The following is a 15060-nucleotide window of genomic DNA, read 5'->3' as shown; positions in this document are numbered from 1 at the left end:
CATCGAGAAGACTGCAGGACGTCAGCCCTGCAGTCTTCTCGCCAGAAAATCGATGAATGCGCGAATACGCACGGCCAGATGTTCGTGGCCGGCATAAACCGCGTGGATTTCCTCGATATCCTCGGGATTGAAATCCTCAAGCAGCACGACCAGCCGCCCGTTCTCGATATCCGGCTCGACATGAAAACGCCCGACGCGACCGATACCCAGACCATCAAGGCAGAGTTGCCGGATGATCGACCCGGTCGACGCCTTCAGGCCGCCGGCCACCGGGCGCACGTCCACCTTGCCTGTTTTGGGATCGCGGAACGGCCAGCCTTCGACGGCACGCCGGAAATTGAAGTTGATGCAATTGTGGTGCAGCAGATCGTCGGGGGTTTTCGGGGCACCGTGTTCACGCACATAATCCGGCGAGGCGATCACCACCTGCCGGCTCTGTCCGAGTTTCCGTGCCATCAGCGATGAATCGCGCAAGGGTCCATGGCGGATGGCAATATCGACACGTTCGCGGATGAGGTCCACGGTGTCGTCGGTCAGGGTAATATCCAGCTGTACTTCCGGAAACTGCATCTGGAAATCGCGTATCATCGGCAGAATTTGATGTTCGCCGAAACCGACGGAAGCATTGACCGACAAAGGTCCACGTGGCCGCATGCGCCCGCCACCGGCCACTACCGCTTCCGTATCCGCGATTTCGGCAAGAATGCGGGAAGCACGGGCAAGATAGGTCTCCCCCTCCGGCGTCAATTGCAGCAAACGGGTGGAGCGCACGACGAGACGGGTGCCGAGCCGATCCTCCAGCCGTGTCACCAGCTTGCTGACCGCCGATGGCGACAGCTTCAGCCTCCGTCCGGCCGCAGAAAAGCTTTTCAGCTCGGCCGCGAGAACAAACACTTCCATTTCGCCGGCACGGTTGTCCATCGCATCACCTGTGACTTCAATTCACAAATGATTATCCGCCTGTGCCGCTACCGGTGCAAGTCCTTCGCGACGATATTGCGACGCATCAAACAGCCCTCCTCCCAAGGAACATGAAAAATGCCTCTCGCTCTTTACGCCCTGACGGCCGGTGCCTTCGGCATCGGCGTCACGGAATTCGTCATCATGGGATTGCTGATCGATGTCAGCAAGGATCTCGGTGTCTCCATCTCCGCCGCCGGCCTTCTGATCTCCGGTTATGCACTTGGTGTCGTCATCGGCGCCCCTGTTCTCGCCGCCATCTCCGGCAAGATGCCGCGAAAAACCTTGCTGCTGGCGCTGATGGTGGTCTTCACGATCGGCAATCTCGCCTGTGCGCTCGCGCCCGATTACTGGACGCTGATGGCCGCCCGCGTGCTCACCGCCTTCGCACACGCCTCCTTCTTCGGTGTCGGTTCGGTGGTTGCCACCGGCCTTGTCGCACCCAACAAGAAGGCATCCGCCATCGCCATCATGTTCACCGGCCTCACCGTCGCCAACATTCTTGGCGTGCCTTTCGGCACATGGCTCGGCCAGGCCTATGGCTGGCGCGCCACCTTCTGGGCCGTCACCCTCATCGGTATTCTCGCCCTTGCCGTGATCGCGCTTCTGGTGCCCAAGGATAAACCTTCGGATACAGCAGAAGAAACCTCGCAGGGCGTCGCTGCCGTGCTCGGCCGCCGTGGTGTCATTCTCGGTCTTCTGACCACCGTCCTCTCCTGGGTCGGCGTGTTTGCCGCCTTCACCTATATCGCGCCTATCCTGACCGAGATCACCGGTTTTTCGGAAAGCGCCGTCTCGCCTATCCTCCTCGTTTTCGGCGGCGGCCTCGTGATCGGCAACCTTTTCGGCGGCTGGCTGGCTGACCGACATCTCGGCCCGACCATTATCGGCAGCCTCGTGGCGCTTGCCGCCGTGCTGATGGCGATGACGGCCGCACTTCATCAGCCGGTTCTGGTGGTGATCGCCATCGGCCTGTTCGGTGCAGCCGCTTTTGCCACCGTCGCACCGCTGCAGATGTGGGTTCTGAAACAGGCGGAAGGCGCCGGCCAAGGCCTTGCCTCCTCCTTCAACATCGCCGCCTTCAACCTCGGAAACGCCATCGGTGCATGGCTTGGCGGCGCCGTCATCGACCACGGGCCGGGCCTCGGCTCCGTGACTCTGGTCGCCGGTCTCGTGCCGATCGTCGCTCTTGCCGTGGCACTTGCCGCCATGCGCCTCGACCGCCGCACCGACGGCAATGCCACCCGGCTTTCACCGGCCGAATAAATTCAGAAAGGATCACCGTCATGGAATACCGTAATCTCGGCAAATCCGGCCTGAAAGTGCCGGTCCTCTCCTTCGGCGCCGGCACGTTCGGCGGTTCCGGCCCGCTCTTCAGTGCCTGGGGCAATACAGACGTGGAAGAAGCCCGCCGCCTTGTCGATATCTGCCTCGAAGCCGGCGTCAGTCTGTTCGATACCGCCGACGTCTATTCCAGCGGCGCTTCCGAAGAAGTGCTGGGACAGGCAATCAAGGGCCGGCGCGGCGAGGTGCTGATCTCGACAAAAGCCAGCCTGCCGACCGGCGACGGGCCGAATGACTGGGGTTCGTCACGCTCCCGCCTGATCGGCGCCGTGGACGCATCGCTGAAACGGCTCGGCACCGACCATATCGACATTTTTCAACTGCACGCGTTCGACGCCTCGACACCGGTGGAGGAAGTCGTCTCGACGCTCGACCGCCTCGTGCAGGACGGCAAGCTGCGTTACATCGGCGTCTCGAACTTTTCCGGCTGGCAGATCATGAAATCGCTGGCCGCGGCCGAAAAACACGGCTGGACGCGCTATGTCGCCAATCAGGTCTATTATTCGCTGATCGGTCGCGATTACGAATGGGACCTGATGCCGCTCGGTAAGGATCAGGGTCTTGGCGCACTGGTCTGGAGCCCGCTCGGCTGGGGCCGGCTGACGGGAAAGATCAGCCGTTCGAAACCCATTCCGGCAGAAAGCCGCCTGCACGAGACCGCCAGTTTTGGCCCGCCGGTGGATGACGAACATCTCTACCGCGTTGTCGATGTGCTGGAAGAGATTGCCGCTGAAACGAACAAGAGCGTGCCGCAGGTGGCGCTTAACTGGCTGATCTCCCGACCGACAGTCTCGTCGGTCATCATCGGCGCGCGCAACGAGGAACAGTTGCGTCAAAACCTCGGCGCCGTCGGCTGGACGCTGACGACGGAGCAGATCACCCGGCTCGATGCGGCAAGCGCCGTCACCCCGCCCTATCCGCATTTTCCCTACCACCGGCAGGAGGGTTTTGCCCGCCTCAACCCGCCGATATCAGGCTGAACCGCAAAAGATTGCGGTTGAACCACAGGTCAAAAGACCCATGTAAAAAGGGTCTCATCCAGCCCGGCGTCCTGCCGGGCTTCCTTTTCAAAGGAGTTTTTTATGCACAGTGTCAGCGCAAACGGCGCCAACATCCCCGCCCTCGGTTTCGGCACCTTCCGCATGCCGGATGACGACGTTCACCGCATCCTGCCGCAGGCCTTAAAACTTGGTTTCCGCCATGTCGATACAGCCCAGATCTACAAGAACGAACAGGCGGTCGGCGATGTTCTGGCCAATTCCGGCATCCCGCGCCAGGATATTTTTCTGACTACAAAAGTCTGGGTCGACCGTGTCGGCCACGACGCCTTCATCGCCTCGGTCGACGAAAGCCTCAAGAAGCTTAAGACCGATTATGTCGATCTGCTTCTTCTGCATTGGCCGCAGAGCGAAATGCCGCTGACTGAGCGCATCGGCGCGCTTAACGAATTGCGCAAAGCCGGCAAGGTAAAAAACATCGGAGTGTCGAACTTTTCGACGGCACTGATGGCGGAAGCCGTAAAACTTTCCGACGCGCCCATCGTCAACAATCAGGTCGAATACCACCCCTATCTCGACCAGTCCAAGGTGCTGGCCGAGGCCGCCAAGACCGGCATGTCGCTAACCGCCTATTACCTGATGGCCGATGGCGCCGTGCCGAAGGATGAGGCGTTGAAGGATATCGGCGCAAAGCATGGCAAGACCGCTGCACAGGTGGTGCTGCGCTGGGCAGTGCAGCAGAAGGACGTGATCGCGCTTTCCAAGACCGCCACCGAAAGCCGACTACCGGAAAATTTCGAGATTTTCGATTTCGCCCTGTCGGAAGAGGAAATGGCGGCCGTGCACAAGCTCGCCCGCGCCGACGGCCGCATCGTCAATCCCGGCCATCTGGCTCCGGATTGGGACAAGTAATTCCCCGATCTCAATGCTTTTCAAGGCGGGATGGGTGGGAAACCACCCGTCCCGTTTTGTGTTTGGGAAGGAAATGACCCACTCGCGCCAAGGCTCGCTTGTTCGCTTAGTTTCGCGACCCACCGCCCGTTGCCTCCCCTGCCCATCGCCATAATTTCATCCGTGGGCTGGGTCAGGAGGAGTTTTTCATGCGTTTCACCACACTGCTTTTACCGTCGCTCGTGCTCGGCGCCGTCAACGCCCTGCCGGCCGAGGCCCAGCAACGTCGCGGCACAGAACCGACATCAAAAGACTGCCCGGAAGTACTCCCGGCGGGCACCGAATGTTTTGCCGGCCAAGACGCGCGCGGCGCCTATTACTGGATTGCCAAACCAAAGAACTGGAACGGCACGCTGGTCGTGCATGCCCATGGCGGCCCACGCACGGCCAAGCCGAAACCGGATGATCCGGTGGAAGATCTGGAACGTTTCGCCGTCACCGTTCAGGAAGGTTACGCCTGGGCCGGCTCCAACTATCGCCGCCAAGGCTATGGCGTGCGCATGGCGGCAGCCGATACCGACAATGTCCGCCGCATCGCCATCCGGCTGCTTGGCAAGCCAAAACACGTGCTTCTTCACGGCCAGTCCTGGGGCGGCAATGTCGCGGCCAAGACCGCCGAGCTTTACGCGCTCGACTGGCGCGGCGCCAAAAACTACGACGGCATCGTGCTGACCAGCGGCCTGCTGGCCGGCGGCAGCCGTGGTTATGATTTCCGGGCAGATCTGCGCGCCGTCTACCAGTATTATTGCAAAAACCATCCGCGTGCCGATGAGGCGCAATATCCCGTCTGGCAGGGTCTGCCAAAAGGCGAAACGATGAAACGCAAGGAGCTGGAAAAACGCGTCGACGAATGCACCGGCCTGTCGCTTAGCCCCGACAAACGCACGCAGGAACAGACAAAAAACCTGAAAAACATTCTCGCCGTCACGCATGTGCCGGAAAAGACTTTTGTTGCGCATCTCTCCTGGGCGACCGGCCTTTTCTCGGACATCGTCTGGCGCCGTCTCGACGGCAAAAAACCGTTCGACAATTCCAAGGTTGAATACAAGGGATCCGACGACGACGCGGCACTGAACAAGGGCGTCGAACGTTTCACCGCCGATCTGGAGGCGCGTCGGGCCATGGCCTATGATGCCGATCTCACCGGACAGATCGTCGCCCCGACCATCACGCTCCACGCCAAGGACGATCCAACCGTTTTCGTCGATCATGAGGCGATCTATCGCCAGACGGTCGAACGCGCCGGCAATGGTGATCTGCTTGTCCAGAATTTTTCCGACGAGGCCGAACACTCAAAACTGTCGACACCGCAATATGCGGCACTATTTTCATCCATGCTGAACTGGATCGACAAAGGTGAAAAGCCGACCAAACAATCGGTGGCGGCGCTTTGCGAGGAAAAGCGCAAAACCTATGACGAGGCGTGCAAGCTGTTGCCGGATTTCGAGCCGACAGTCGGCAGCAACTGAAGACCAGGCAACCACATCGCCTTACTGGCATCCGCAAAAGCCTGCTCCATCTATCCATCGACGGAAGATAGAAGGGGCAGATTTTTCCATGGAGAACCAGAGATCTCACCGTTCACTTGGACAGCGAAGCATGCCATGGTCGGCACTTGCGGCGGGATTTGGCATTTCCCTGTCTTGCATGACGCTGGCCGGGCCGGTTCATGCCGAAGGCATTGTTGTATCAGGCGCTTTTATCGTGCCTTTCCGCGATTTCGATACTGACCGGGATGTCGTGGTGAGAAAGCCGCCGCCTGATTATGCAGGCACATGCTGGCGCATAACCTATGTACGCGGCAGCAAGGTCGGCATCGAACTGGTCAAGGGTATATTCAAACCCGAATGGGAAGATGGAAAAAGCTTCACCCGTTTTACCGACGAAACCAACATGACATCTTACGGAAAGTTCGATTACGACCTGTCAAAAGGTGAGTTTTCGATCTTCCGGGTTGTGAAGCGTTGCCCCTGACGACCGTGACAGGACACGGCAGCACAAAAACGTGCCGCCGTGTGGCCGTCGATATCAATCCTTGGCAAACGTCGTCGCGGACTGCGAGGTGGTCACCATCATGTTGTAGTCGTTGACCAGCCAGTCGAGATCGCGGCTGGCGCCCTTGCGGGCGTCACCCTTTGCCTTTTGCAGTTTTTCATCGATGTCGCGCAGTTTCGACAGAAGCGAAGCCGGAGCGGATTCGAACACGTGAAAACTGTCCGGATGCTCGATGGCGTAATCATCGAATTCGCGCACGGCACTCGCATAGGCATCCAGCACCGGCTTGAAGGCGACCATGTCGACCACAGGCTTTTCGTTGCTGGGCAGCAGTTCCATGATCGCTTCGGCGCGCAGCATGACATTGCGCACATGCCAGCGCGACTTCTTGCCTTCCGCCTTTTCCAGCGCGTTCAGCGAAGCGAGATCGACCTTGACCTTTTCCACGCGCAGCGCCGCATCGGCAGCCTCGCGGTGCTCCTCGAAGACGGGGGCAAGCGCCGCGATCTCCTTGTGGAAAGCCTTGGCCCCTTCCATCTTGTCGGACTTGTAGTCCTGTCGCTCGTAATATTTGTTGGCCTTCTCGATCACCGGCGCCAGTTGCTGGTAAGTCTGCGCATAGGCCAGCATGGCGGCATCGAGTTCCGGCAGTTTCGGCTCGGCCTTGGCGGCCTCCTCGACGGCAGCGATCTTGTCGCGAACGTCATAGAGCGAATAAAGCCCGTAGACGTTGCGCTCCTTGCCGGTCGGGCCCTTTTTCATGTCGACCCAGCTTTCGTAACGCTGCAGCGATTCCGATGCGCGCAGCGAGCGGTTGAGAAAATCGACATAGGTGTTCATCTTGTCGATCGCCTCGTCGGACGCGACGTCTTCGGCCGCGGTCGCAGATTGCGCAAAAGCGGTCGCGGGCAGCAGGATCGGCGCCGCAAGCGGCCCCTGCATGAGAATGGCAATGGCAGCCGTGGCAAGCGCCTTCGACAGAAAAGACCGCATGGATTTTGACCCCTGATATACGGATTATTCAAATACCGGCGCATTTGGCGCTTATAGCGCCAAGGTCAAGTCAGGTCGGAGACTTATATGGTCAAGTACAGCCAAGAAGGCGCGAAGGGCGTTGCTTGGCGGCAACAAGTCCCCTCGCATCCTGTTCATGGCATCACAGCCAGCCCTTGCGCTTGAAATACAGGAAGGGCAGCGCCATCGAGACAACCATCATCGCCAACGCCATGTGATACCCGTAATGCCACTGCAGTTCCGGCTGGAAAGCGAAGTTCATGCCATAGACCGAAGCAACCAGCGTCGGCGGCAGAAACACCACGGACGCCACCGAAAAGATCTTGATGATCTGGTTCTGCTCGAGATTGATCAGGCCAAGCGTCGCATCCAGCAGGAAATTGATCTTGCCCGACAGGAAGGCGGAATGATCTCCCAGCGAAGCCGCATCCCGCTGCAGCAGTTTCAGGCGCTGACGCACTTCCTTCGGCAGTTTGCGATCCACGCCATCGATCGCCGAATAATAGGCAACAACACGCGAAACACTGACGAGGCTTTCGCGCACGACGGTGATGAACTCGCCCTTCAGGCCGATTTCGCGCATCAGTTCCTGCAGGTCACGGGTCTTCTTGTCGGCCTTGGCGGTTTTGGTCTCGAAAACATCGCGGGAAATCTGGTCGATATCGTTGCCCAGCCGCTCCAGCGTATCGGCCATGCGGTCGATGATGGCTTCGACGAGACCGGTCATCACCAGTTCGCCGTAACCACAATGGACACCGCCACCGCCGCCACGGCGGGCGCGCGCCATGAAGGCATCGAACGGCCGCGGCTCGGAATAGCGCACGGTGACGAGGACCTGGCCCTTGATGATGAAGGTGACCGGCACTTTTCGCGGTGCGCCTGCATCGGGGCGGGTCAGCACGGTCATGGTCATGAACTCGGCGCCGCTCTCCTGATAGAGACGGGCGGAAAGTTCGATATCCTCCATCTCGTCGGCAGTCGGCACGGCGATACCGAGCAGCTCCCCGACAAGGCGCTCTTCTTCGGCAGTCGGTTCGACCAGATCGTACCAGACGGCATTGGTAAGAGCATCGGCAACCGGCAGTTCCACCGGATCGGTGGCGACGGTGACGAGGCGATCAAGGTCGTGGGCATGGATGCGCAGCATGTCAGCTCCTATCGGGGACCATCGGTTCCCCGGGAGCCATGACCGCAGGAGGTCAGGGAACCAGAGAGACGGGTCGGTATGGTGACGTCGAACTTCGACTGTCGGGGTTCATCTCGGTTGTCCTTTGAAAGAACGGCGCCCGGTCGGGCTCCGCCATGGCGGTGGCATGCGCCCGATTACGGATGAAGTCAACGGCTTTCATGCGAGCCCTCTGATGCGTGCGAAAACATTGAATCACACTCGCATTTGCGCCATTCAGAACGCGGGCAGGGAGACGGATTTTGGATAGTCGCAAACGCGCACCAATCATTTCGGAAGCGCAGATCATGACACAGGCGGCGGTGATCGCGGCCGAAAGGCTCGGTCTCGATACCGCGACATTTGCCGCCACGATCGGTGTCAGCGAAACGCATGCCATCGACATGACGCGACTGGATCAGCTCCTGCGCAAGGGTACAGGCCCTTGCGACCGCGCGCTTCTGCTCATCCGGCTTTTTCGCACGCTCAGACATGCCGGCGACGAGGCGCTAGCGCGCGACTGGCTGCATGGTGACAATGACGCGCTCGGCTGTCGTCCGGTCGAGATGATCGGCGGCGAGGACGGACTTGGCGAGATTATCCGGCATCTGGAGGACGGCCCAAAGTCGTGCCGCGTCCCTGATACCGGCAGCTAGACATGACGCGCCTTCCTGACCTCGCAGGTTTCCGAGGTTGGCAGCAAGATGGATCCGATGGCCGGATCTTCAAGACGAAGACAATGTAGGCCGATACCGGCAAGCCCCACCATCAGGCATGGGCTATACCCTCCAGCCTGAAGGCCGGAAGGCATCGACTTCAGCGAAAACCGGTTTGAGAGGATACGCAGGCTCGCCGTGCGGGCCGCCACAATCAGCGCCTCGTCGCGCCTGCGCAGTCCGTGCTCCAGAATGATATCCGAAAGCCCTAGGCTCCCATGGCAAAGCGTAACGTCGGCCTCGACCGATTGCGACCGTGCCTCCAGCGCCGTCAATGTTGCCTCTACCGCGGCATTGGACAGGGCTTCGTGATAGTCCGCCCGCACCGTATCCAGCTCGGCTGCCCTGCGATGGGCAAGCCCTATGCCCGGCGCCCCATGACACCATGCATGTCGAAACGTACCGACAATCTTGCCATCCTTCTTGGCATGCGGCTGGCGAGTATCGACCCAGTTGCCGACATCAGCGTTGAAGAGGCTGTCCTCGAAATTGAAAGCGCCGCGCGCGTGGTGAAGGAAGGTTTCCTCGCCGAAAGCCCGGAACGCCTCCAGCAGACCGATCGCAAGCCCGGTCGCCCCATGCGAAAATCCGGTCAGCGGCGGGTTTTGCAACTCGACACCATGAATCTTTTCCGACGTCCAAAAGCACATCCCGTCATGCCACTGGCTTCTCTCGACGATCTCCTCCGCACATTTCCGGGCGAGCTCACCGTAAGCCGCGCGCTGAAAACGTTTCTGCAAATAAAGGAGCACGGGAATGGCACCAGCATTGCCGCCGATCAGATCCAGCGAATGCTTGACACAAAGCCCCTCCCACAGCCGCGTTTCCATTGCTGTGATCTCACCCATGGCGATCCCCATCGGGGCCGCCCCTTGGTCGATCAGGCGGGCACCGATGTAAATCAGCCCGAGATCGCCTGCGTAAAAGGAAATCGGAGAGGCCGGAAAATCGTTTGTCTTCATGTAGTGGCACGAGCGCAGCCAGGCACCGAACGCGGCCTGCGCATAAGCCGCCTTTCCGGTGGCGGCATAAAGCTCACCCAGGAACAACGCTATTCCGGCAGAGCCACTATAAAGTTCGGGGCTCAAGGCTACGGTTCGTTTCGAATACCGTGCAATCTCGGCATCTTCGATGTCACGCCGGCCCATCCAGTTGCAAGGCAAGGCGTGATCCTGCCGAATTGCCGTTTCCACGAGGTGGTCACCGATGCGGATGGCCTCATCGAGCAAACCCTTGCTCGCATTGGCGGGCAGGAATGCCTCAAGCCTGTCGATTTTCATGGCCGCTCCATTCCTTCAGGGCTCCAATGATCAGCGTTTCATAGTGTTCCAGATGCGCTTCGGGCGCATAGGGTCGTCTGGGCAGCAGGCCTGCAGCGCGAAAGGCATCGAGCATCAATCGGTCAGGGTCAGCCTCACGGGAGACGAAGGCATTTGCGATCAGGATATCGGCCATCAGCATGGATCTCGAAATCCCGAAACTGTCGCCACTTCCGGGATCCTCCGCAAAAGCCAGGCCCGGTGCGATGGCGCGCGTGAACAGCGGTACGCTTGCCGACATGCGAGAGGCGATTTTTTCATAAACGCAAAGGACAAGCGGCATGGCCTGGCCAAGCTATGCTGCATGGATATAAAGCACGCCCGCATCCGAACGATTGTATTCGTGCGGGGAAGAAAGCACCTTGGTCCGGAAACAGATACCGGCTTGATTGAGTACCTTCGTGATCGCGGCGATATAGTCGATCGCGGCTTCGGCCGTCAGGTGCCAGAAAAAGCGCAACAAGGGCCCCGGTTGCGAACCAAGGGCGTCAACGCAGGTATCACCCAGCGCCATGTAGAAATGCGCATTGAGGAACCTGTGTTCCTTGCCGGCCCTCACCCGGCAGCCTTCACCGTCGGCAGAAAGTCGAACGGCCTCCTTCTGCGCCCAGAACATCACCCCATCAAATCGGAGGACCATTTCTTTCGTCTGCGGATCTTCTCCCAACAGGCTCCATCCATCCTGCCAGGCGCCCTCCCCGCAATTGGCCTGCGACAGATGATTTACAAAATCTCCGAGCATGTCAGCGTCAAGACGCGGAAACTTGGCCTCCGCCCTGTTGTAGAGCCGGTTATAGATGTCGGTTGTCAGGACCTTGCGCAGCAGTTCTTCAGGCGCGTCGTTTCCCGAGGTTGCCAAAGCCGCGTTTTTGGAGGGATCGAGAACTTTTATCTTTGCAAGATCACGCTCTATGCCGTCGATCCGGTAGAAACCATGCGACAGGATTTCGACGGCATTCATGACCTTTGCCACGTCGTCACGAGGATCGATCAGGGCATTCATGACGAGACCTCCGGTTCGATCCCAAAAAGGCTTTCCGCGGCTTCTTCCGGCTTGCGCAGGACGCTTTTGCCTATTCCCATCAGCACTTCTGCAATTGGCGGCAGGTTTTCGAACTTCGATGCGACCTCATAGGCCGTCTGCAATATGCGTATGCCCGATAGAAGGACGGTTTTCTGCAGAAAGGACACCTGATCCGAAGGCAGTTGCGGCAGGTTTTCCCGATAGGCGTTCCAGAAGCAGCGCATGCCCGGCCTCAGCTTGGCGATCGGAAATGCCGCCTGTTGCACCATCTCCTTTGCGGATAAGCCCTCGGGCATGGAAATCGCCCACCAGAAAACGAAATCCTGAAAGACGCCGGCGACATCCCATGCCCGGTCACCAATCTGCACCAGTTCCCAATCAACCAGGCGGATATCCGTGGATCCCTTGCCCTCGCCGTCCCCGGACGCACCGACAACGAGAATGTTGTCGAGTTTCACATCCCCATGAATGATGGCGTCGTGCCTCCACATGGCGGCGGTCTTTTCCCACTGCTGCATCACGTCATGGTCGGCCTGCAGGCTTCTCAGGTATTGCAGCCCGCCCTGGCGAATATGTCCGGTGACCTGCGGCTTCGGGCGGTTGACCTGCAGGCCGAAAGGCAAAGCGCGGGACAGGAAGGCCGGCGGAATGACTGGCCGATCACCCTCCAGCGAGAATGTCCGGTGGAAAACGGCAAGCAGCTTTCCCAGCGCGCCAATCGTGGCGAAGGGCAGATTGTCCGGTCCACGCGATCTGTAATGCTGCCACAGCGGCTTTGCGTCTTTGAGAAAATCGAGCACAAGCAGCCGCCCGTCCCCTTCGATCGACCGTGACGACACGGCGTAACCGGAAAATTCCGAAGGGTTTTCGGAAAGATAGTTGTAGAACAGGATTTCGGTCCACAGCGTTTTGCCATTTTCCGAATTGGGATCCAGAGCCTGCTTGATGAGATAGTTTCCCTCGGCAAGGGTCGTTACCTGGATATTGCGATTGCGCCGGGTCACCGACGTGGCTTCGTAATCGCCGTTCATGAAACTGGCATTCGAAACGAGCCGCTGCTCGCGCAAGAATTCGTGAATGTTGTCAATTGTATACATTGTACGAACCAGAACCGCCGCCGATCATCTCAGACCATGGTGAAAGAGGGCGCTTTTCGGCGCCCTCTGCAGGTTTTGATGCCGGTCAGGTGGAGCAACCGGTCGTGGCAAGCACGATCCAGCAGCAATCGCCCGCAACGGACTTGCGTGAGCCCTGGAGCGCATTGACCGTTGATGCGTCCGTCGAGCAACCTGTGGTGGCAAGAACGATCCAGCAGCAGTCATCCTCGACGCTTGTATGCGCAGTGATTGCATTCGATACGGTCACATCGTCCGTCGAGCAGCCGGTCGTCGCGAGTACGATCCAGCAGCAGCTTTCGGACGGGGCAGCCACGGCGGCAACATTGTCCGTCGTGCAGCCCGTGGTCGCCACGATAATCCAGCAGCAATTTTTTGAAGTCATTGGTCTTCTCCCCTTTGTTCGGTTGGTGAATTGCCCTCACGAAACGAACCTGACGCACAACCGCCCGCTCCACGGACTGCTCCGCCGACCCCCGCAAAACGCCGGGGATTTCGGCAACCCATCACAGCAAAAGCAATCCGCTGAGTGCACTCTAGGGAATACTCCAACCAAACATGACTACAACTCAGAATGGATATCCCACTCTTAATAATGTTTAATAGCGCTCCTGCATCCCGATCGCCGTTGATGTCGCTCTTCGAGAAGGCAGGGAACCCGACCGTCGGGCTTGCGTTTTCATTGAGAAAACTATTTCGCGGACCGCAATTGGAACACGACTGTTGGTTCGCAGTCGCATCAGGAGGATTAGACGATGAGCAAGGACGAACGCGCCCGCAAGGCCATCGAGGAAACCGACCGCAAGGTGCCGGAGGCCGACAGCCCGCCGGCCGGCCCGCATGCCAAGCCGCACCTGACCGACAAAGAAAAGACGCCCGGCACCGGTTCGCTTTCCGACGACAGCGAAGACAGCACGACGCCGGGTTCGGGTTGATTGCTCGTCGTCAGGCTTGCCAGCACTGAATGACAAAGAGGACGATATGAAAAGACCGCAGGAAACCGCTCCGCCCACCGCTGTTAAGCCACAGTCGCGTCCGAAGGCGCGAGCAGCCAAGGCCGCGACGCCGCGCAAGACCGTAATGTCCAGGAAACCGGCTGCCTCAAACCCGCTGGACGATATTCGCGCCCTGCGTCAGGAGGTTGCCGAGTTGAAACGGCGTCTGGAATCCCAGCAATCCACGGCGGCATCCATTCCCTCGCCGGATAATCTTCAGCCATGGCTGAAGATCGCGGCAACGGTCGGCGTGACTTTCGCGCTTGGAAAAATCATGCAGATGCTGCGTCTGCCCCCGGCCGCGGCGGTTGCCGTGCCGATGATTTCCGCAGAGGTGAATCGCAGGTTTTTCTAGGCCTGTGTCGCCCGAAATGTGACGGCCTGCCCGGTCTCTGAAGATTGCTGGGCGGCCAGTCCCATCAGCACCGCCCATTTTCCATCTTCCACGGTCACCTCCACCGGGCCTTCGCCTCTCACGGCGCGCAAGAAGCGCTGATGCTGGTAGAAGGTAGAGCCGTTATGGTCGCCGGCATCCAGCAAAGCCGGATCGACCGGGATGTCGATGGCACGTGGCCCCTGAGGCTCGCGTGGCGAAACAATCACCTTGGCAACCGGCGGTGCCCCGAGATGCTCCGGCCAGAACCGTCCCGGCCCCGGCACCTTGCATTCTATCTTGCCGTTCGGTCCAATGGCCGAAATCTCCTCCTGATACCGCGATCCTTCGGCGAACATGCAGAGTTCCAGCATGGCGCGCGCACCGGAGGCAAAATCGACCATCGCGTAACCATGGTCCCAGATATCCGGCTGCAGACCATCATATCGCTCGTCGGCATGGTTCACCGCCTGCCCGCCCGACGCCATGATGCGCACCGGATCGGATTTCAGGATCAGCCGCATCAGATCGAAAAAATGGCAGCATTTTTCCACCATCGTTCCGCCTGTCCGGCTGTTGAACCGGTTCCAGTCGCCAACCTTTTTCAGAAAGGGAAAACGGTGCTCGCGAATGGTCAGCATACGAATGCCACCCGTCGCTGCTTCCGCCTCGGCAATCAACCGAGCCACCGGCGGCATGTAACGATATTCCATCGCCACCCAGATTGGCGCCGGATATTTTTCGCGCAAGGCTTCGATACGGGCCATGTCGTCGGCACCGGTAAACAGCGGTTTTTCGACCAGAACCGGCAACGGCCGGATCGCAGCGATTTCCTCCAGCTGGCCGAGATGAAAATGATTGGGACTGGCGATCAGCAGGCAATCAATAACCTCGATGGCCAGAAGCTCCTTAACCGACCCGACCAAACGCGCATTCGGAACGACGTCGGCGGCCTTGGCCCGCATGACCGCATCCGGTTCGAAAATCGCCACCACCTCCGCATCCGGCAGCAGCGCCAGATTGCGCAAATGCTCCTGCCCCATCATGCCGCAGCCGATCACGCCGTAATGCACTGCCATTTCTCCTCCATC

The 15060-nt window shown here is 59.3% G+C and carries 15 protein-coding genes and 1 pseudogene; 8 read left to right on the top strand and 8 right to left on the bottom strand.

Annotated features, from left to right (window positions below; translation table 11 throughout):
• Window positions 1–21 precede the first annotated feature (21 nt).
• Window positions 22–921, bottom strand: coding sequence for a LysR family transcriptional regulator (locus GAO09_RS13725; RefSeq protein ID WP_153354557.1), 900 nt, complete (start codon window positions 919–921; stop codon window positions 22–24).
• A 117-nt stretch (window positions 922–1038) separates the two neighbouring features.
• On the opposite strand from GAO09_RS13725, the gene GAO09_RS13720 reads away from it, so the two are divergent.
• From GAO09_RS13720 to GAO09_RS13700, 5 genes are all read left to right on the top strand, one after another.
• Window positions 1039–2226 carry an MFS transporter gene (locus GAO09_RS13720; RefSeq protein WP_153354556.1) on the top strand — a complete coding sequence of 396 codons (1188 nt, stop codon included), beginning with the start codon at window positions 1039–1041 and terminating at the stop codon, window positions 2224–2226.
• 20 nt (window positions 2227–2246) lie between these two features.
• Window positions 2247–3284 carry an aldo/keto reductase gene (locus tag GAO09_RS13715; protein ID WP_153354555.1) on the top strand — a complete coding sequence of 346 codons (1038 nt, stop codon included), beginning with the start codon at window positions 2247–2249 and terminating at the stop codon, window positions 3282–3284.
• Between the two features lie 102 nt (window positions 3285–3386).
• Window positions 3387–4214, top strand: a complete 828-nt coding sequence (locus GAO09_RS13710) for an aldo/keto reductase (protein WP_153354554.1) — start codon at window positions 3387–3389, stop codon at window positions 4212–4214.
• Between the two features lie 188 nt (window positions 4215–4402).
• Window positions 4403–5722: an alpha/beta hydrolase family protein gene (locus GAO09_RS13705; RefSeq protein WP_153354553.1), complete on the top strand. Its 1320-nt coding sequence runs from the start codon at window positions 4403–4405 to the stop codon at window positions 5720–5722.
• Between the two features lie 130 nt (window positions 5723–5852).
• Window positions 5853–6227 (top strand): hypothetical protein, encoded by a 375-nt coding sequence (locus GAO09_RS13700; RefSeq protein WP_153354552.1) that lies wholly within the window; start codon window positions 5853–5855, stop codon window positions 6225–6227.
• Window positions 6228–6281: 54 nt separating this feature from the next.
• Here GAO09_RS13700 and GAO09_RS13695 read toward each other — a convergent pair whose 3' ends face one another.
• Window positions 6282–7241: a YiiG family protein gene (locus GAO09_RS13695; protein WP_235938117.1), complete on the bottom strand. Its 960-nt coding sequence runs from the start codon at window positions 7239–7241 to the stop codon at window positions 6282–6284.
• A 163-nt stretch (window positions 7242–7404) separates the two neighbouring features.
• Window positions 7405–8409 carry a magnesium transporter CorA family protein gene (locus GAO09_RS13690; RefSeq protein ID WP_153354551.1) on the bottom strand — a complete coding sequence of 335 codons (1005 nt, stop codon included), beginning with the start codon at window positions 8407–8409 and terminating at the stop codon, window positions 7405–7407.
• A gap of 281 nt (window positions 8410–8690) precedes the next feature.
• On the opposite strand from GAO09_RS13690, the gene GAO09_RS13685 reads away from it, so the two are divergent.
• Entirely contained in the window at window positions 8691–9083 is a 393-nt protein-coding gene (locus tag GAO09_RS13685; RefSeq protein WP_153354550.1) for an antitoxin Xre/MbcA/ParS toxin-binding domain-containing protein, read from the top strand.
• On the opposite strand, the gene GAO09_RS13680 is transcribed toward GAO09_RS13685, so the two are convergent.
• The 4 genes and pseudogenes from GAO09_RS13680 to GAO09_RS13660 form a co-directional block, all read right to left on the bottom strand.
• The gene (locus tag GAO09_RS13680; RefSeq protein ID WP_153354549.1) at window positions 9080–10423 is read right to left on the bottom strand and encodes a lanthionine synthetase LanC family protein; all 1344 of its coding nucleotides are present in this window, start codon (window positions 10421–10423) and stop codon (window positions 9080–9082) included. The genes GAO09_RS13685 and GAO09_RS13680 overlap by 4 nt on opposite strands.
• A pseudogene (locus GAO09_RS30080) lies at window positions 10404–11204 on the bottom strand (T3SS effector HopA1 family protein). The gene GAO09_RS13680 and the pseudogene GAO09_RS30080 overlap by 20 nt, the downstream one beginning before the upstream one ends.
• A gap of 257 nt (window positions 11205–11461) precedes the next feature.
• A complete protein-coding gene (locus tag GAO09_RS13665) occupies window positions 11462–12583 on the bottom strand; it encodes an aminoglycoside phosphotransferase family protein (RefSeq protein WP_153354546.1) in 1122 nt (373 codons plus the stop codon).
• Between the two features lie 85 nt (window positions 12584–12668).
• Complete coding sequence (locus tag GAO09_RS13660) at window positions 12669–12986, bottom strand: hypothetical protein (protein ID WP_153354545.1); 318 nt, start codon at window positions 12984–12986, stop codon at window positions 12669–12671.
• Window positions 12987–13356: 370 nt separating this feature from the next.
• Here GAO09_RS13660 and GAO09_RS13655 point away from each other — a divergent pair, with 370 nt between their 5' ends.
• A complete protein-coding gene (locus tag GAO09_RS13655) occupies window positions 13357–13536 on the top strand; it encodes a hypothetical protein (protein WP_153354544.1) in 180 nt (59 codons plus the stop codon).
• Between the two features lie 46 nt (window positions 13537–13582).
• A complete protein-coding gene (locus GAO09_RS13650; protein ID WP_153354543.1) occupies window positions 13583–13951 on the top strand; it encodes a hypothetical protein in 369 nt (122 codons plus the stop codon).
• Here GAO09_RS13650 and GAO09_RS13645 read toward each other — a convergent pair.
• Window positions 13948–15048 carry a Gfo/Idh/MocA family protein gene (locus GAO09_RS13645; RefSeq protein WP_153354542.1) on the bottom strand — a complete coding sequence of 367 codons (1101 nt, stop codon included), beginning with the start codon at window positions 15046–15048 and terminating at the stop codon, window positions 13948–13950. The two genes, GAO09_RS13650 and GAO09_RS13645, sit on opposite strands and share 4 nt — an antisense overlap.
• Window positions 15049–15060: the final 12 nt, after the last annotated feature.

It is taken from the genome of Endobacterium cereale, from assembly GCF_009617585.1.
Classification (GTDB): Bacteria; Pseudomonadota; Alphaproteobacteria; order Rhizobiales; family Rhizobiaceae; genus Neorhizobium; species Neorhizobium cereale.
This window is presented reverse-complemented; position numbering and strand designations above follow the sequence as displayed.